The 15,704-nt window shown below is 66.6% G+C and carries 18 protein-coding genes; 3 read left to right on the forward strand and 15 right to left on the reverse strand.

From position 1 onward, the window contains the following. Positions 1–5: 5 nt before the first annotated feature. The 3 genes from AX730_RS10085 to surE are packed head-to-tail and all read right to left on the reverse strand — an operon-like array spanning position 6 to position 2,121. On the reverse strand, positions 6–662 hold the full coding sequence (locus AX730_RS10085; RefSeq protein ID WP_062355650.1) for an exopolysaccharide biosynthesis protein: 657 nt from the start codon (positions 660–662) through the stop codon (positions 6–8). A gap of 5 nt (positions 663–667) precedes the next feature. Beyond that, positions 668–1,345 (reverse strand): protein-L-isoaspartate(D-aspartate) O-methyltransferase, encoded by a 678-nt coding sequence (locus AX730_RS10090; RefSeq protein ID WP_062355653.1) that lies wholly within the window; start codon positions 1,343–1,345, stop codon positions 668–670. Next, complete coding sequence (gene surE, locus AX730_RS10095; protein WP_062355656.1) at positions 1,342–2,121, reverse strand: 5'/3'-nucleotidase SurE; 780 nt, start codon at positions 2,119–2,121, stop codon at positions 1,342–1,344. The genes AX730_RS10090 and surE overlap by 4 nt, the downstream gene beginning before the upstream one ends. Before the next feature lie 89 nt (positions 2,122–2,210). On the opposite strand from surE, the gene AX730_RS10100 reads away from it, so the two are divergent. Next, the gene (locus AX730_RS10100) at positions 2,211–2,759 is read left to right on the forward strand and encodes a Smr/MutS family protein (protein WP_062355659.1); all 549 of its coding nucleotides are present in this window, start codon (positions 2,211–2,213) and stop codon (positions 2,757–2,759) included. 53 nt (positions 2,760–2,812) lie between these two features. Here AX730_RS10100 and AX730_RS10105 read toward each other — a convergent pair whose 3' ends face one another. The 10 genes from AX730_RS10105 to AX730_RS10150 all read right to left on the reverse strand — a co-directional run bounded on the left by AX730_RS10105 (position 2,813) and on the right by AX730_RS10150 (position 10,497). After that, on the reverse strand, positions 2,813–3,037 hold the full coding sequence (locus tag AX730_RS10105; RefSeq protein WP_062355662.1) for a hypothetical protein: 225 nt from the start codon (positions 3,035–3,037) through the stop codon (positions 2,813–2,815). A 114-nt stretch (positions 3,038–3,151) separates the two neighbouring features. Beyond that, positions 3,152–4,204 (reverse strand): tRNA pseudouridine(13) synthase TruD, encoded by a 1,053-nt coding sequence (truD, locus tag AX730_RS10110; RefSeq protein ID WP_062355665.1) that lies wholly within the window; start codon positions 4,202–4,204, stop codon positions 3,152–3,154. Next, on the reverse strand, positions 4,201–4,692 hold the full coding sequence (gene ispF, locus AX730_RS10115) for a 2-C-methyl-D-erythritol 2,4-cyclodiphosphate synthase (RefSeq protein ID WP_062355668.1): 492 nt from the start codon (positions 4,690–4,692) through the stop codon (positions 4,201–4,203). Before ispF ends, truD begins: the two co-directional genes overlap by 4 nt. A gap of 18 nt (positions 4,693–4,710) precedes the next feature. Next, positions 4,711–5,409: a 2-C-methyl-D-erythritol 4-phosphate cytidylyltransferase gene (gene ispD, locus AX730_RS10120; protein ID WP_157074195.1), complete on the reverse strand. Its 699-nt coding sequence runs from the start codon at positions 5,407–5,409 to the stop codon at positions 4,711–4,713. Then, positions 5,406–5,747 (reverse strand): cell division protein FtsB, encoded by a 342-nt coding sequence (ftsB, locus tag AX730_RS10125; protein WP_062355676.1) that lies wholly within the window; start codon positions 5,745–5,747, stop codon positions 5,406–5,408. The genes ispD and ftsB overlap by 4 nt, the downstream gene beginning before the upstream one ends. A 3-nt stretch (positions 5,748–5,750) precedes the next feature. Further along, complete coding sequence (eno, locus tag AX730_RS10130; protein ID WP_062355680.1) at positions 5,751–7,037, reverse strand: phosphopyruvate hydratase; 1,287 nt, start codon at positions 7,035–7,037, stop codon at positions 5,751–5,753. Beyond that, positions 7,034–7,447 (reverse strand): hypothetical protein, encoded by a 414-nt coding sequence (locus tag AX730_RS10135; RefSeq protein ID WP_062355683.1) that lies wholly within the window; start codon positions 7,445–7,447, stop codon positions 7,034–7,036. The genes eno and AX730_RS10135 overlap by 4 nt, the downstream gene beginning before the upstream one ends. Positions 7,448–7,557: 110 nt before the next feature. Further along, complete coding sequence (gene kdsA, locus AX730_RS10140) at positions 7,558–8,391, reverse strand: 3-deoxy-8-phosphooctulonate synthase (protein WP_062355686.1); 834 nt, start codon at positions 8,389–8,391, stop codon at positions 7,558–7,560. Positions 8,392–8,443: 52 nt separating this feature from the next. Further along, positions 8,444–10,105, reverse strand: coding sequence for a CTP synthase (locus AX730_RS10145; RefSeq protein WP_062355688.1), 1,662 nt, complete (start codon positions 10,103–10,105; stop codon positions 8,444–8,446). A 140-nt stretch (positions 10,106–10,245) separates the two neighbouring features. Further along, positions 10,246–10,497, reverse strand: coding sequence for a hypothetical protein (locus AX730_RS10150; protein ID WP_062355691.1), 252 nt, complete (start codon positions 10,495–10,497; stop codon positions 10,246–10,248). 277 nt (positions 10,498–10,774) lie between these two features. Between AX730_RS10150 and parE the strand changes: the two genes are divergently transcribed. Together parE and AX730_RS10160 are read left to right on the forward strand one after the other, a co-directional pair. Then, entirely contained in the window at positions 10,775–12,664 is a 1,890-nt protein-coding gene (parE, locus tag AX730_RS10155; RefSeq protein ID WP_062355694.1) for a DNA topoisomerase IV subunit B, read from the forward strand. A 116-nt stretch (positions 12,665–12,780) separates the two neighbouring features. Continuing rightward, a complete protein-coding gene (locus tag AX730_RS10160) occupies positions 12,781–13,923 on the forward strand; it encodes a carboxylate-amine ligase (RefSeq protein ID WP_062355696.1) in 1,143 nt (380 codons plus the stop codon). Between the two features lie 9 nt (positions 13,924–13,932). Here the strand turns inward: AX730_RS10160 and AX730_RS10165 are convergent, their stop codons facing one another. Continuing rightward, the gene (locus AX730_RS10165; RefSeq protein ID WP_083537842.1) at positions 13,933–14,916 is read right to left on the reverse strand and encodes a DMT family transporter; all 984 of its coding nucleotides are present in this window, start codon (positions 14,914–14,916) and stop codon (positions 13,933–13,935) included. 10 nt (positions 14,917–14,926) lie between these two features. After that, a complete protein-coding gene (gene hutG, locus AX730_RS10170; protein WP_062355699.1) occupies positions 14,927–15,703 on the reverse strand; it encodes an N-formylglutamate deformylase in 777 nt (258 codons plus the stop codon). Between the last annotated feature and the right edge of the window lies 1 nt (position 15,704).

Here is a 15,704-nt window from a genome sequence, read left to right on the forward strand (position 1 = left end):
GTGGCTCAGCCGGTCAATCGCTGGAACAGTTCGCGGACGGCAACCCCGCCACCGCCAATCAATACGCTGAAGTAGATGATCGTGCCGATATTGGCCAGATGACCCAGCAGGATCGCGCCGCCGTCACGCTGGATGAAACCGATGGCGTACAGCAGCAGGGCCAAGGCTGGCAGGGTGTTGCTGAATGGCACGAGTCCAAATGGCGCCATCAGCAACAGCGCCGCCAGGATGAAAGCCAGGTTGTTGATGACACCCTGCCCGGGGCCTTCGACGAAAAAGCGCAAGCGGTGCGGCCGGCTGATCTTTTCCATGCGGCGCACCCACACCAGCCCCGCGGTGAGCCCGGGACGCAGGCGATCCGTCGGCAATGCCTTGTGCTTGATACGTTGCGGCAACCACAGCGGCCGGTTGATCAGGCGACTGACGCCGACCAGCAGGATGGCAGCCCCGAAGACAGTGCTCACGCCCGGAATGGACACGGGAATCAGGAACACGAGCGTCAGGAGGACGGTCAGCAGCAGCAAGCCTTCGTCGCTGAAGACATCCAGCAGTTCCCCCAGGCTCAGGGTGCCGGGCGGCAGGCGCGCGATGATGTCGGTCAGCTGTTCGCCCAGCGAGGCGGACGCATCGGGAGTCTCGGGAGCGTTCTGCGGATCTGTCATTCGGTTCAATCCAGCGTGCCCGACAGCAGCGGTACGAACACCACCGGCGCCAGGGTGGTCTCATCGACACTGCCGTCGGCGCGCTTCACCAGCCGTACCAGCGACTGCGTCCCCGTGCCGCCCACCGGTGCGACGAGTTGCCCACCCACGGCCAGTTGCTCGACCAGTACGGGTACCAGCGCAGGCGCTGCGGCCGTCACGATGATGGCGTCGTACGGCCCGTGTTCGACCCAGCCGATGCGGCCGTCGTCGTGCTTGCTGCGTACGTTGAAGCCCATCTGGCGCAGGCGCTTGCGCGCCTGCCGCAGCAGGTCGCCGATGCGCTCGACGGTGTAGACCTCAAGCCCCAGCACGGCCAGCACCGCCGCCTGGTAACCGGAACCGGTACCGATCTCGAGCACCTTCTTCGGTTCGGTTTCCAGCAGCACTTCCGTCATCCGCGCCACGACCCAAGGCTGCGAGATGGTCTGGCTGTGGCCGATCGGGAGCGCGGTATCTTCGTAGGCGCGCGTCGCCAGCGCCTCATCGACGAACAGGTGGCGGGGCAGCGTGCGGATCGCGTTGAGCACGCGCTCGTCGGCGATACCCGATTCACGTAGCCGCTCGACCAGGCGGTCGCGCACCCGTTGCGACGTCATGCCCATGCCGACCGCTTCGGGCTGAAGCCGCAGGCGCGGCGTCATGCGGGGTCCTCGAGTGACGCCGTGAGGCCGCCGACCCAGCTGGCCACTTTCTCGAGCGCCTGGTAGCGGGTCAGATCGACATGGATCGGCGTGATGGAAATATGGCCGGTACGTACCGCATGGAAGTCAGTTCCGGCACCGGCATCCTGCTCACGGCCGGCAGGGCCGATCCAGTACACGGTGTGCCCACGGGGATCGGGCTGCGGCACGCAAGCCTCCGATCGGTGGCGGTTGCCGAGGCGGGTGACCTCGAACCCACGCACGTCCGCCCATGCCAAATCCGGCACGTTGACGTTGAGGATGGTGTCGGCGGGCAGTGGATCGGCCTTCAGGCGCGCCACGATCTCGACCGCCGCACGCGCCGCGGTTTCGTAGTGCTTGGCGTCGTGGTTCTTGGTGGCCAGCGACATCGCCACCGCAGGCAAGCCCAGGAAACGGCCTTCCATCGCGGCCGACACGGTTCCGGAATAGATGACGTCGTCGCCGAGGTTCGCGGTGTTGTTGATGCCCGACACCACGATGTCGGGCTCGAACTCCAGCATCCCGGTCAATGCCAGATGCACGCAATCGGTCGGCGTGCCGGCGATGCTGCAGGTGTAGTGATCGATGCGTTTGAGCCGGATCGGCAGATCGAGCGTCAGCGAATTGCTGGCACCGGAGCGGTCGCGGTCGGGCGCGACCACGTACACCTCATGACCCGCACCACGCAGGCCTTCTGCCAGGATTCGGATGCCGGGGGCGTCGACGCCGTCGTCGTTGCTGACCAGTACGCGCATGGGTTTCCTCGGGAACGGCCCCATGATACCGGAACCGCGCCCCTGCTTCCCGCGCTTGCGTCATCTCGTGTTGCCGCTACGCTGGCGTCATGCCCCACTCCACACCGCCCGACGAGGACGACGCCGCGCTGTTCCGCGATGCGATCGGCGACGTGCGCCGACTGCAGGACGCGCCACCGCCACCGCGCAAGGCACCGCCAAGGCCTACCGCACGCATGGCCGAGCGCGATGAGCACGATGCCCGCAGCGAATTCCAGCGTGGCCTGGAGACACTGGACCTGCATGCAGCGGGCGATGTCCTGAGCTACCGCCGCGAGGCGCTGTCGCCGCGCGCCTTCCAGCGCCTCAAGCGCGGACAGTTCTCGGTGCAGGACGAACTGGACCTGCATGGGGCCACGGCATCGCAGGCGGAAGGACTGCTGCGCAGGTTCCTTGTAGATGCGCACGCACACGACCATGGCTGCGTACGCGTCATCCACGGCAAAGGCCAGCGATCAGACGGCGACGCGCCGGTGCTCAAGAATCTTGTTGATCGTGTACTGCGCCAGCGCGCTGACGTGATGGCCTTCCACTCGGCGCCGCCCACACAGGGCGGCACCGGCGCGGTGCTGGTGTTGCTGGCCCACCGTCGCCGCTGAGCGAACCGGTGCTGACTACGTCAAAAGCGCGAGCGGCGCGTCCGGCAAGCACGTCAATGCTTGCTGTCGACCTTTTCCCTGAGGTGGGGCGGGTTGACCCAGGTCACCTGGATGCCGCGCCGCCGCGCAACCCGCTCGACATACGCGATGTACTGCTGTTCGGCGGTGAGCGCGCGCTGCTCTTGCGGGGGCGAAGTTGCGGTCTTGCCGGCGCTGGCGCAGGCAGCCAGCAATACGCAGGCAATCAGGACAAGCGCACGTTGGATCATGGCGTTCATGGCGATTCTCCAGAGCAGGAAACGTGTCCGGTCTCGCCTACGCCACCTGACGCATGATGCGGCGCGGCGCGCCCACTCCGCTTATACGCCGGCGACAGATGACTTCCAGTGCCGTCAGACGCGCTCCGACAGACGGTCGCTTCCCGCATCGAGCGCTTCGCCCAGCTCATGCAGGACAGCGGTGGCGTAACTGCCTGGCGGCAGCGCGAAGGCCAGCCGCAGCACATCCGTCGACCGCCATGACCACGCAAAGCCCTCCGGCCTCAGCCGCAGCGCACGGCGCTCCTGGCGCAGCCCCTCGGCTTCCAAGCCGCTTCGCAACGCCATCGACTCGTCATCCCGCAGCGCTTCGGCTTCGCACTGCAATGCCGCAGCCTGCACGCGCGTTTCGCCCTGCCCCCACAACGGACCAGTCGGATGGATATCGAAACCGGCCAGTCGCTGCGCAAGCGCCTCGGTCCATGGTTCCGGCCCGAACACGCTGCGGCTGCCCGCCAGCATCCAGACCTCCCCCTCCAAGCCCCGGTTCCAACTGCCGTCTGCCAGGCGAGCGGCCAATACACGGTTGAACAGTTCGGAGCGCGCGGCCGATATCAGGATCGAGCACTGTTCACGCCGTACGCGTCGGCCGCCGAACATCGCCAGCGCCGCGGCGACGTTACCTCCATCACGACCGAAGCGTTGCTCGCCGAACCAGTTCGGCAAGCCATGCGCGGCCATGTCCCGTAGTCGCGCTTCGATGGCCTCCGTGTCCCCGGTGACGTCACGCAAAACCAATTCGAATCGGTTGCCTGCAAGCGCGCCGCGAGGCAGCTTGCGAGAGTGCCACGCCGAGTCGATCACCCTGAGATCATCGGACCCCAGTCCTGCCAGATCGGGGGCGACCTTGCGCGGCAGGTGCACACTGAAACGCTGGCGCGTGACCGCATTCCGGTCCTTCATCCCCGCATAGCCGACGCCCATGTCGGCAATCCCGGCCCACGCAGCGATGCGCTTGGCCGCGAACGCCGTATTCATGCCCCGCTTCTCGATCGTCAGCAGCAGGTGCTCGCCTTCGCCCGACGGTTCAAAGCCAGGTTGTTCCTCGACGAAGAAATCTTCCGGGGTGCTGCGGATGCGCGCCGACAGCACCGGCGCGCCGAACGCGCGAGGCAACGCTTCGCTCATGCGTGCACCAGCAACACCACGGCCTGTGCCGCGATGCCTTCGCCGCGCCCGGTGAAACCCAGTTTTTCCGTCGTGGTCGCCTTGATGCTGACCGCCCCGATGTCCAGGCCCAGGTCTTCCGCGACGCAGGCGCGCATCGCGTCGGCATGCGGCCCCACTTTCGGCAGCTCGCAGATCACGGTGATGTCGACATTGCCGACCTGCCAGCCCTGCCAGCCGACCAGCGTCTTGCAGTGACGGACGAAGGCGCGGCTGTCGGCCCCTTTCCAGCGATCGTCCGATGGCGGGAAGTGCCTGCCGATGTCGCCCAGCGCCAGGGCGCCGAGCATCGCGTCGCACAGCGCGTGCAACACGACGTCGCCATCGCTGTGCGCCAGCACGCCGCGATCGTGCGGCACGCGCACGCCGCCCAGCATGACGTGGTCGCCGTCGCCGAAGGCGTGCACATCGAAGCCCTGGCCGATGCGGATGTTCAAGGAGGTCGACATGGAAATCCCGTGGCTGCGTCAGCAGTTCCGCTGCGCCAGTTCGAAGGCGAACCGGTCCAGGTCCGCCGGCGTGGTGATCTTGAAATTGCTTTCGGAGCCTTCCACCAGCAAGGGACGCAAACCCAGACGCTCCATCGCCATCGCTTCGTCGGTGACGTCGACGCCATCCGCCAGGGCGGACTCCAACGCCCGCGTCAACTGCAGGCGGCGGAACAACTGCGGCGTGAATGCGCGCCAGAGACGCTCACGGGATTCAGTGCCATCGATGCCGCCATCGTCGCCCGCGCGCTTCAACGTATCCCGTACCGGCGCGGCGAGGATCGCGCCGACCGGATCGTTGCGTCCCCGTTCCAGCAACTGCGACAGGTCGGCGAGCGACAGGTTGGGGCGTGCGGCATCGTGCACCAGCACGAAGTCGTCAGCGCGCACCTCATCAGGCAGCGCGCGCAACCCCGCCAGCACGGACGCGGCGCGGCTCGCACCGCCGACGCAGGCGTGCACCGGCTTGCCGGCGAATTCCGTCCAGCGCGGCCAGTCGGGATCGTTTTCCGACACCGGCACCACCGCGCCTTCGACCGCCTCGTGCGCGAACAGCGCCGTCAGCGTGTGCGCGATCAACGGTGCGCCGTCCACTTCGAGATACTGCTTGGGAAGCTCGGCGCCGAAGCGGGTGCCACGTCCGGCCGCTGGCACGACGGCCCAGATGCGAGCCATCAGGGCGTCGGCTCCGTGGTGTCGGCACCGCCGTCTGCATTGGCTTCGGGCGATGGCGGGACCGGTTCGACCACGCGGTAGAACTTTTCGCCAGGCTTGATCATGCCCAGCTCGCTGCGCGCGCGCTCCTCCACCGCCGATTCACCGGACTTGAGGTCCTCGACTTCGGCAGCGAGCGCATCATTGCGCTCCTGCAGGCCACCGTTCTCGCGCTTCTGCACATCGACCTGCTGCTCCAGCGCGACGACCTGGCCGGAGCTGCCGACGCCAAACCAGAACTTGTACTGCAGCCATCCCAGCAGCAGTACCAGTACCAGCAGCAGCCAGGGCGCCTTGCGCATGGATTACTGCTTCAGCGACACGAAGGCGTTGCGACCGGCGTAGCGCGCCTTGCTCCCCAGCGCCTCTTCGATGCGCAGCAGCTGGTTGTACTTGGCCACGCGGTCGCTGCGGCACAGCGAACCGGTCTTGATCTGCGTCGCCGTGGTGGCGACGGCGATGTCGGCGATGGTGGTGTCCTCGGTCTCGCCCGAACGATGCGACACGACGGCCGCGTAGTTCGCCTTGGCGGCCATCGCGATGGCTTCCAGCGTCTCGGTCAGCGTACCGATCTGGTTGACCTTGATCAGGATGGCGTTGGCGGTGCCGGACTCGATGCCTTCCTTGAAGATCTTCGGGTTGGTGACGAACAGATCGTCACCGACCAGCTGCACCTTGCTGCCGATGCGATCGGTCAACAGCTTCCAGCCGGCCCAGTCGTCCTCGGCCAGGCCATCTTCGATCGTGATGATCGGGTACTGCGCGGCCCAGTCGGCGAGGAAGTCGACGAACTGATCGCTGGTCAGGCGCTTGTTCTCGCCGACCAGGTGGTACTTGCCGTTGTCGAAGAACTCGCTGGACGCCACGTCCAGACCCAGCAATACGTCTTCGCCAGCGGTGTAGCCGGCCTTGCCGATGGCTTCCAGGATGGTGTCCAGCGCCTCGACGTTGCTACGGAAGTCGGGAGCGAAACCGCCCTCGTCGCCGACCGCCGTGCTCAGGCCGTGGCCCTTCAGCACCGACTTAAGCGAATGGAAGATTTCGGTACCGGCACGCAGCGATTCGGCGAACGAATCGAAGCCGACCGGCAGCACCATGAACTCCTGGAAATCCACGTTGTTGTCGGCATGCGCGCCACCGTTGATGATGTTCATCATCGGCACCGGCAGGGTGACGTCATTGCCGTTGGCCAGGTGCTGCCACAGCGGGACTTTCTTCGATGCCGCCACCGCATGCGCATTCGCCATCGACACGCCGAGCAGCGCGTTGGCGCCCAGGCGGCCCTTGTTTTCGGTGCCGTCCAGGTCGATCAGGCGACGGTCGAGGCCTTCCTGGTCGGCCGCATCGAAGCCCTTCAGTGCCGTGGCGATCGTGGTGTTGACGTTCTCCACCGCCTTGCGCACGCCCTTGCCCAGGTAGCGGGTCTTGTCGCCGTCGCGCAGTTCGACCGCTTCCTTGGTCCCGGTCGAGGCGCCGGACGGCACCATGGCACGACCGAAGGAACCGTCTTCCAGCGTGACCTCGGCTTCGAGGGTCGGATTGCCGCGGGAATCGAGGATTTCGCGGGCGTGGATCTTGGCGATGTTGGTCATGGTGGGGTCGGGTTGGAGGAAAGGGAGTGTTCCACTTCGGCCAGAGCCGCAACGCTTCTCGGACTCGAGTCGATCATAAACGTGCCGTACCGGGGGGCGATCTTGTCGCTTGGCTCGACCGCCGCCTGGGCAAAGATAAGGTACTCGCGCCCTTCCATCAGCACGACATCGCAGCTGGTGATCCCACTGTCGATGCGTGCGCCTTCTGGAAGCGCTCCCTTCAGGCTGCGCACGAGGGTGACATCGGCGGTTTGGGTAGGCAGGCGGATCGGTACATTCAACGGCGGATCACTGAACATGCGCTCGGAGAATGCGGCCTCTTCAGCCGTTAACGGATGGATGCGATCGACGTGGACGATGGCGATCACGCCCGAGGTCTGCACCAGTTCGGCGATCGGCGGAGCGCGCATTGGCGGACTCGTCCTGCAGGCCTCCGCGCGTAGCGGAAACCATGCCGACGCGAGCAAGATGCAGGCGGATACCGCCTGCGCCGCCCAGGACGGACCGCCGGTCGGTCCCATCAGACCGAACTCTCCAAAAATCCGTTCTTCTTGGTGATCGAGTCCAGCGCCAGCAGCGTCTCGAGCAGCGCTTCCATCTTGTCCAGCGGCCACGCGTTCGGGCCATCGGACAGCGCCTTGGACGGATCCGGATGCGTCTCGGCGAACAGGCCGGCCACACCGACCGCGACGGCGGCGCGCGCCAGCACCGGCACGAACTCGCGCTGGCCGCCCGAACTGCTGCCCTGCCCGCCCGGCAACTGCACCGAATGCGTCGCGTCGAACACCACCGGGCAGCCGGTATCGCGCATCACGCTCAGCGAGCGCATGTCGCTGACCAAGTTGTTGTAGCCGAACGATGCGCCGCGCTCGCAGACCATGATGTCCTGGTTGCCGGTGGCCTTGGCCTTCTCGACGACGGGCTTCATGTCCCACGGCGACAGGAACTGGCCCTTCTTGATGTTGACCGGCTTGCCGGCCGAGCAGACCTTCTTGATGAAGTCGGTCTGGCGCACCAGGAACGCCGGCGTCTGCAGCACGTCGACGACGGCGGCGACCTCATCCATCGGCGTGTATTCGTGCACATCGGTGAGGACGGGGACGCCGACCTGCTTCTTCACCGCGTCCAGCACCTTCAGGCCCTCATCCATACCCGGGCCGCGGAAGCTGGTGCCGGACGTGCGGTTGGCCTTGTCGAAGCTGGACTTGAAGATGAAGTTCATCCCCAGCTTGCCGGTGATCTCCTTCAGGCGGCCGGCGACATCGATCTGCAACTGCATCGACTCGATCACGCAGGGGCCGGCGATCAGGAACAGGGGCTGGTCCAGGCCGACGTCGAATCCACAGAGTTTCATTCACCACTCCTTCGTTGCAGGCGCCGCACGGGGCGGCACCGATGCAGGACAGTTAAGCGCGGGCTTCCTTCAACAGCTTGCCGCCGGCCTTCTTCTCGCGCGCGGCGCGGATGAAGCCGACGAACAGCGGATGCCCGTCGCGCGGGGTGGACAGGAATTCCGGGTGCGCCTGGCAGGCCAGGAACCACGGATGCACGGTGCGCGGCAGCTCCACCATTTCCACCAGCAGGTCGTCCATCGACTTGGCGGCGATTACCAGGCCGGCGTCTTCCAGTTGCGTGCGGTAGCGGTTGTTGAACTCGTAGCGGTGGCGGTGGCGCTCGGCGACCACGTCCTTGCCGTAGAGATCGCGCGCCAGCGTGCCGGGCTTCAGCCGCTGCTCCTGCAGGCCGAGGCGCATGGTGCCGCCGAGGTCGGAGCGCTCATCGCGCTTCTCGACATCGCCGGTGGCCGTGCGCCACTCGGTGATCAGGCCGATCACCGGATGCGGCGACTGCTTGTCGTTCTCGGTGCTGTTGGCGTCGTCCAGACCCGCCACGTGGCGTGCATAATCGACCACCGCCGCCTGCATGCCGTAGCAGATACCGAAATACGGCACCCGCTGCTCGCGTGCGAAGCGCGAGGTCAGCACCTTGCCCTCGAAACCACGGTCGCCGAAGCCTCCCGGCACCAGGATGCCGTCCACGCCCTGCAGCAGGGCCATGTCCGTATTCTCCAGCTCCTGCGCTTCGATCCACTTCAGGTTGACGCGCGTGCGCTGGCGCAGGCCGCCATGCTTGAGTGCTTCACCGACCGACTTGTAGGCGTCCTGGTGGTCGACATACTTGCCGACGACGGCGATAGTCACTTCGTCCAGCGGGTTGAGCGTCGCATCGACGGCGGCTTCCCACTCGGACAGGTCCGCCGCCTGGGCGTTCTCGACGCGGAACTGGCGCATGACGATCTCGTCCAGGCCCTGGCCTCGCAGGCCCATCGGGATGCGGTACAGCACATCGACGTCCGGCACGCTGATGACCGCGCGCTCAGGAACGTTGGTGAACAGCGAAATCTTGCGGCGTTCGGAATCCGGAATCGGCTGCTCGGAACGGCACAGCAGCACGTCCGGCTGGATACCGATGGAGCGTAGCTCCTTCACCGAGTGCTGCGTGGGCTTGGTCTTCAGTTCGCCCGCGGCGGCGACGTACGGCACCAGCGTCAGGTGCATGAACAGCGCCTTCTCGGGGCCACGTTCGGTGCGGATCTGGCGGATGGCTTCAAGGAACGGCAGCGACTCGATGTCACCGACCGTACCGCCGATCTCCACCAGCGCCACGTCGAAGCCTTCGGTGGCTTCGTCGATGCAGCGGCGGATTTCGTCGGTGATATGCGGGATCACCTGCACCGTGGCGCCGAGATAGTCGCCACGACGCTCCTTGCGGATCACGTTCTCGTAGATGCGGCCGGTGGTGACGGAATTCTTGCGGCTCAGGCGCGTGCGGACGAAGCGCTCGTAATGGCCCAGGTCCAGGTCGGTTTCGGCGCCGTCGTCGGTGACGTACACCTCGCCGTGCTGGAACGGGCTCATGGTGCCCGGGTCGACGTTGATGTAGGGGTCCAGTTTCATCATCGTGACCCGCAAGCCACGTGCTTCGAGAATGGACGCAAGCGAAGCGGCGGCGATGCCCTTGCCTAGCGAGGACACAACGCCGCCGGTAACGAAAATCAGGGGAGTCATGGGCGGGGCTCCGGAAAGCCATAGTCTACAGGCAACGCGTGTCGCCCGGAAGCGTGACACCCCGCCGAAGCGGGGTGTCAGTGCGTCATTTCCGTGCCTGAAACGCTTGCGCCGCAAGGGTCATGGCACGACGGCAAGGATCAGGGCTTGCGCTCTTCGTCTTCTTCGCCAGCCTTCTTCTGCTGGCCTTCGGCGGCCTTGCGCTTGGCGGCGGCCTCGTTGGCGGCGCGACGGCGCGCCTTCGCTTCCGGATCGGACGGATCACTGGTCTGGGACTGGTCCTGCTTCGGCTTGTCGGCGTCCGCGGCGGTACGGGACTGGGCAAACGCCTGGACCGCGAACAGCGCGCCGATGGCAGCGGCGGACAGCAGCAACAGGTTGCGGGACTTCATGGCAATGCTCCTCGTGGATGGCGGGAATCTGGGGGCGCCGGATGGCGTTCCCAAGGGCGTCCATGTCCACGGCGCAAGCCTAGCGCCCGCTGCCCGGCCCTCGACTGAACATGGAAAAAAAGCCGCACTGGCCGCACACTGCGGCCCGGTCCGAAAGTCCGGATGGAACGCCCGTCGCGTCGCGCACCCTGCGACGGCCCCGTGGCCCACTGTCCCTGCCCTTCGTCATCCTGCGGCGCCCAGGCGCTGCGCCGCCGTATCGAGAACGTGAAGACCCATGAGCAGTCGCTACAACGCCGCCGACATCGAAGTCCTTTCCGGCCTTGACCCCGTCAAGCGCCGGCCCGGCATGTACACCGACACCGCGCGCCCGAACCATCTGGCGCAGGAAGTCATCGACAACGCGGTGGACGAGGCGCTGGCCGGGCACGCCGGCAGCATCGAGGTCACGCTGTACAAGGATGGCAGCTGCGAAGTCAGCGACGACGGACGCGGCATGCCGGTCGACATCCATCCCGAGGAAAAGATCCCGGGCGTGGAACTGATCCTCACCCGCCTGCATGCCGGCGGCAAGTTCAGCAACAAGAACTACACGTTCTCCGGCGGCCTGCACGGCGTGGGCGTCAGCGTGGTCAACGCGCTGTCCACGCTGGTGGAAGTGCACATCAAGCGCGAAGGCAGCGAACACCGCATCACCTTCCGCAACGGCGACCGCGCCACGCCGCTGGAAGTGGTCGGCAGCGTCGGCAAGAAGAACACCGGTACCCGCGTGCGCTTCTGGGCCGACCCGAAGTATTTCGACACGCCCAAGTTCAACGTGCGCGCGCTCAGGCACCTGCTGCGCGCCAAGGCCGTGCTGTGCCCGGGCCTGAACGTCACCCTGTTCGACGAAGCCACCGGCGAGCGCGACCGCTGGCACTACGAGGACGGCCTGCGCGATTACCTGCGCGGCGAGATGGCCGGCCGCGAGCTGTTGCCGCCGGAGCTGTTCGTCGGCCAGCTGAAGAAGGACAGCGAAGTCGTCGACTGGGCCGTGGCCTGGGTGCCGGATGGCGAGCTGGTGCAGGAAAGCTACGTCAACCTGATTCCCACCGCCCAGCACGGCACCCACGTGAACGGCCTGCGCAGCGGCCTGACCGACGCGCTGCGCGAGTTCTGCGATTTCCGCAACCTGCTGCCGCGCGGCGTGAAGCTGGCACCGGAAGACGTGTGGGATCGCGTCACCTTCGTGCTGTCGCTGAAGATGACCGACCCGCAGTTCAGCGGCCAGACCAAGGAACGCCTGTCCTCGCGCCAGGCCGCCGGTTTCATCGAAGGCGCGGCGCACGATGCTTTCAGCTTGTGGTTGAACCAGCATGTCGACCTCGGCGAGAAGATCGCGCAGATCGCCATCGAGCGCGCCAGCGCGCGCCTGAAGACGGAAAAGCAGGTCGTCCGCAAGAAGGTCACCCAGGGCCCCGCCCTGCCCGGCAAGCTGGCCGACTGCATCAGCCAGGACCTGTCGCGCACCGAGTTGTTCCTGGTGGAAGGCGACTCGGCCGGCGGCTCGGCCAAGCAGGCACGCGACAAGGATTTCCAGGCGATCCTGCCGCTGCGCGGCAAGATCCTCAACACCTGGGAAGTCGCCAGCACCTCGGTGCTCGCCTCCGATGAAGTGCACAACCTCGCCATCGCCATCGGCTGCGATCCGGGCAAGGACGACATCAGCGGGCTGCGCTACGGCAAGGTGGTCATCCTCGCCGACGCGGACTCCGACGGCCTGCATATCGCCACGCTGCTGACGGCGCTGTTCCTGCGCCACTTCCCGGCGCTGGTGAACGCGGGCCACGTGTTCGTCGCGATGCCGCCGCTGTTCCGCGTCGACGTGGGCAAGCAGGTGTTCTACGCACTGGACGAGGAAGAGAAGCGCCTTCTGCTTGAGAAGATCGAGCGCGAGAAGATCCGTGGCCAGGTCAACGTCACCCGCTTCAAGGGCCTGGGTGAAATGAACCCGTCCCAGTTGCGCGAATCGACCATCCATCCGGATACCCGACGCCTGGTGCAGTTGACTGTGGACGACGAGCCGCAGACACGTGGCCTGATGGACATGCTGCTGGCGAAGAAGCGTGCGTCGGACCGCAAGGCGTGGCTGGAGACGAAGGGCGACCTGGCTTCCCTGGAAGCCTGATCGCAGCAAGCGATCGCAGGTGTGGCGTCGCGACGCCACCTCCTTGGCAGGCCTGGGGTACGACCGCTGCGCGCGGTTGAACATGCCGTTCACTTGCCCGGTGCGATAACCCGGACATGGCGAACGCAGCACAGCGCGACGCGCATCCCTACACCTTCGGCATCGAGGAAGAGTATTTCCTCGTGCGCCGGAATGGCCGCCGGTTGCGGCACATGCCGCGACGCTTCTTCGATGCGTGCCGCACGGCTTTGGGCGGCCGTTTCGGCAGCGAGATGCTGCAGACACAGGTCGAGGTGCAGACAGGCGTCCATGACGACGCACCCGCGGCGGAAGCCGAACTGCTCGCCCTGCGCGGCACCGTCGGCCGCATCGCGGGCGGACACGGGCTCGGAATAATCGCGGCCGGCACCCATCCGACGGCGCAATGGCGCGGCCAGCGCAGCACGGACAAACCCCACTACGACCGCGTGATGGACGAGTTGCAGATGCTGGGGCACCGCAACCTGTTGTGCGGGCTGCACGTGCACGTGCAGCCGGCCGCGCCCGACCGGCGCATCCCGTTGATGGCGCGGGTGCAGCCCTTCCTTCCCCTCCTGCTCGCACTCAGTACATCGTCCCCGTTCTGGATGGGCCACGACACCGGCCTGATGGGATACAGGCAGACCGCCTACCAGGAGATTCCGCGCACCGGCCTGCCTCCGCTGTTCCGCGACCAGACGGAGTACGACCAGTACGTGCAGCGCATGGTTGATGGCCGTGCGATCCAGGATGCGAGTTTCCTGTGGTGGGCCGTGCGTCCCTCCCTCGCCTTCCCCACGCTGGAGCTGCGTGTCACCGATGCCTGCACCGACCCGCGCGATGCGCTGGCGATCGCACAGCTGTTCCGTTGCCTCGTCAGGCACCTCGAACGCCACCCCGCGTTGCATGCCGACCTGCATGCAAGCGACCAGGCGGTGATCGCGGAGAACCTGTGGCGTGCGCAACGCCACGGCTTCGACGCGGGACTGATCGACCTGGGCAGCCAGCGTCTCGTTCCGGTGCGCGAGATGCTGGAAAGTACGCTGCGGGCGCTCGACGACGATATCCGCCATCTCGGCTGCATGGCGCAGGTCGATCGGGTGTGGCGCATCCTCGAGGACGGCACCAGCGCGCACCGCCAGCTGCAGCGCTTCCGCGACCGCAGGCTGGCCGGCGACTCCCACGCGGAAGCGCTCGCGCACGTGGTGCAGTGGCTGGCCGACGTGAGCGTTCCCGCCTAACGCGCAAGATCAGCGCGCGACGGTCTTCTGCTGCGAGACCACGAATACGCCCGCCATCACCAGCACCGTACCCGCGACCTGCCAGGGCCCCATGGGTTCGCCGAGCAGCAGCAGGCTCAGCACGATGGTCGATACCGGCCCGACCATGCCGACCTGCGCGGCCAGCGCGGAGCCGATGCGCGCCACCGCCATCATCACTGCGAGCACGGGCAGCACCGTGCACAGCGTGCCGTTGACCAGCGACAGTGCGTACACCTCCCACGGCAGCACCATGGCCTGCAGCGGGCGCAGCAGGACGAACTGCAGCAGGCACAGCACACTGGCCACGCTGCTGGCGTAGGCGGTCAGGCGTACCGCACCGACGCGCGCGACCAGTTCGCCGCTTCCCACGAGGTAGAGCGCATAGGCCAGCGCGCTGCCGAACACCAGCGCACCGCCCAGCATGATGTTGGAACCGCCGGCCTGCAGGTCGTGGCCGAACGCCAGCGCCACGCCTGCATAACTGACCAGCAGCGCCAGCGCCTGCCGCCGCGAGATCCGCTTGCCGAACGCCAGCCAGCCGATCAGTGCGACCAGCGTCGGGGTCAGGTACAGGATCAGTCGCTCCAGCGTGGCGGTGATGTAGGCCAGGCCGGCGAAATCGAGAAAGCTGGCCAGGTAATAGCCCAGGAAACCGAGCAGCACGATCCTCAGGCGATCCGCACCCGACAGCGACGCGCTACGGCGTGCCGCCCAGAATCCCATCATCAGGAAGAACGGGAATGCCACCAGCATGCGCAACGCGAGCAGCGTCACCGCGTCCGCGCCATAGCGGTAACCCAGCTTGACGATGATTGCCTTGCCCGAGAACGCGATGGCGCCCAGCGCCGCGAGCACCAGGCCGGAGCGGCTGACCGCATGCAGGCCCGGCCGCGGATGCGGCGCCGCCAGCGCTTCGGCCGGCGCCACGTCGAGCGGTTGCGCCAGCTCGTCTTCCGCCTTCGGCGGTGTCATCGCGACCGCCTCACGCCAGCGTGCGCTCCAGCAGGCGACGGATCAGGGCCTGGGTGCGCGACGCACGTTCGGGCAGATAGGCGAACGTGTCTTCGTCCATGTAGTTCAGCTGCGCGAGCTCGAGCTGCACCGTCTGGATGCCGTTGGCGACGTCGGCGTAATGGCGGGTGATGTAACCGCCGCGGAATCGCCCGTTGACGATGAAGCTGTAGTCCGACTGCGCGGCCAGTTCGGTTTCCAGCGCCCGCTGCAGGGCGGGCGAGCAACTCGTGCCGCCGGCCGTGCCCAGGTTGAAGTCCGGCAGGCGCCCATCGAACAGGAACGGCACCACGCTGCGGATCGAATGTCCCTCCCACAGCACCACGCGGCCATGCGCGGCGCGGATGCGTGCGAGTTCCTGCTCCAGCGCCTGATGGTAGGGGCGCCAGTAGGTATCGACCCGCGAGGCGATCTCGTCCGGCGTGGGATGCTGCTCCGGCAGGTACACGGGATCGCCGCTGAAGCGCACGATCGGGCACAGACCGGTGGTGTTCTGGCCCGGGTACAGCGATACATCGTCGTCCGGACGGTTGAGATCGACCACGTAGCGCGAATACGACGGCACGATGATCGAGGCGCCCAGCTCGCGGGCGAAGGCGTAAAGCGTGTCGACATGCCAGTCCGTGTCCGGGACGCGTCGCGCATCGGGCGTCAGGCGTCCGGCGATGTCGTCGGGAAGCGTCGTGCCGTTGTGCGGCAGGCTGATGAACAGCGGTGCGGTTCCGCGGTGGAGCGTGAAAGTATCCATG

The sequence above is a fragment of the Pseudoxanthomonas mexicana genome, from assembly GCF_001556105.1.
Taxonomy (GTDB): Bacteria; Pseudomonadota; Gammaproteobacteria; order Xanthomonadales; family Xanthomonadaceae; genus Pseudoxanthomonas_A; species Pseudoxanthomonas_A mexicana_A.

What these genes read in the sequence shown, in the direction of transcription:
- AX730_RS10085 (WP_062355650.1), bottom strand. Translation starts at nt 662, where the DNA reads ATGACAGATCCGCAGAACGCTCCCGAGACTCCCGATGCGTCCGCCTCG.
- AX730_RS10090 (WP_062355653.1), bottom strand. Translation starts at nt 1,345, where the DNA reads ATGACGCCGCGCCTGCGGCTTCAGCCCGAAGCGGTCGGCATGGGCATG.
- surE (WP_062355656.1), bottom strand. Translation starts at nt 2,121, where the DNA reads ATGCGCGTACTGGTCAGCAACGACGACGGCGTCGACGCCCCCGGCATC.
- AX730_RS10100 (WP_062355659.1), top strand. Translation starts at nt 2,211, where the DNA reads ATGCCCCACTCCACACCGCCCGACGAGGACGACGCCGCGCTGTTCCGC.
- AX730_RS10105 (WP_062355662.1), bottom strand. Translation starts at nt 3,037, where the DNA reads ATGAACGCCATGATCCAACGTGCGCTTGTCCTGATTGCCTGCGTATTG.
- truD (WP_062355665.1), bottom strand. Translation starts at nt 4,204, where the DNA reads ATGAGCGAAGCGTTGCCTCGCGCGTTCGGCGCGCCGGTGCTGTCGGCG.
- ispF (WP_062355668.1), bottom strand. Translation starts at nt 4,692, where the DNA reads ATGTCGACCTCCTTGAACATCCGCATCGGCCAGGGCTTCGATGTGCAC.
- ftsB (WP_062355676.1), bottom strand. Translation starts at nt 5,747, where the DNA reads ATGCGCAAGGCGCCCTGGCTGCTGCTGGTACTGGTACTGCTGCTGGGA.
- eno (WP_062355680.1), bottom strand. Translation starts at nt 7,037, where the DNA reads ATGACCAACATCGCCAAGATCCACGCCCGCGAAATCCTCGATTCCCGC.
- AX730_RS10135 (WP_062355683.1), bottom strand. Translation starts at nt 7,447, where the DNA reads ATGCGCGCTCCGCCGATCGCCGAACTGGTGCAGACCTCGGGCGTGATC.
- kdsA (WP_062355686.1), bottom strand. Translation starts at nt 8,391, where the DNA reads ATGAAACTCTGTGGATTCGACGTCGGCCTGGACCAGCCCCTGTTCCTG.
- AX730_RS10145 (WP_062355688.1), bottom strand. Translation starts at nt 10,105, where the DNA reads ATGACTCCCCTGATTTTCGTTACCGGCGGCGTTGTGTCCTCGCTAGGC.
- AX730_RS10150 (WP_062355691.1), bottom strand. Translation starts at nt 10,497, where the DNA reads ATGAAGTCCCGCAACCTGTTGCTGCTGTCCGCCGCTGCCATCGGCGCG.
- parE (WP_062355694.1), top strand. Translation starts at nt 10,775, where the DNA reads ATGAGCAGTCGCTACAACGCCGCCGACATCGAAGTCCTTTCCGGCCTT.
- AX730_RS10160 (WP_062355696.1), top strand. Translation starts at nt 12,781, where the DNA reads ATGGCGAACGCAGCACAGCGCGACGCGCATCCCTACACCTTCGGCATC.
- AX730_RS10165 (WP_083537842.1), bottom strand. Translation starts at nt 14,916, where the DNA reads ATGACACCGCCGAAGGCGGAAGACGAGCTGGCGCAACCGCTCGACGTG.
- hutG (WP_062355699.1), bottom strand. Translation starts at nt 15,703, where the DNA reads ATGGATACTTTCACGCTCCACCGCGGAACCGCACCGCTGTTCATCAGC.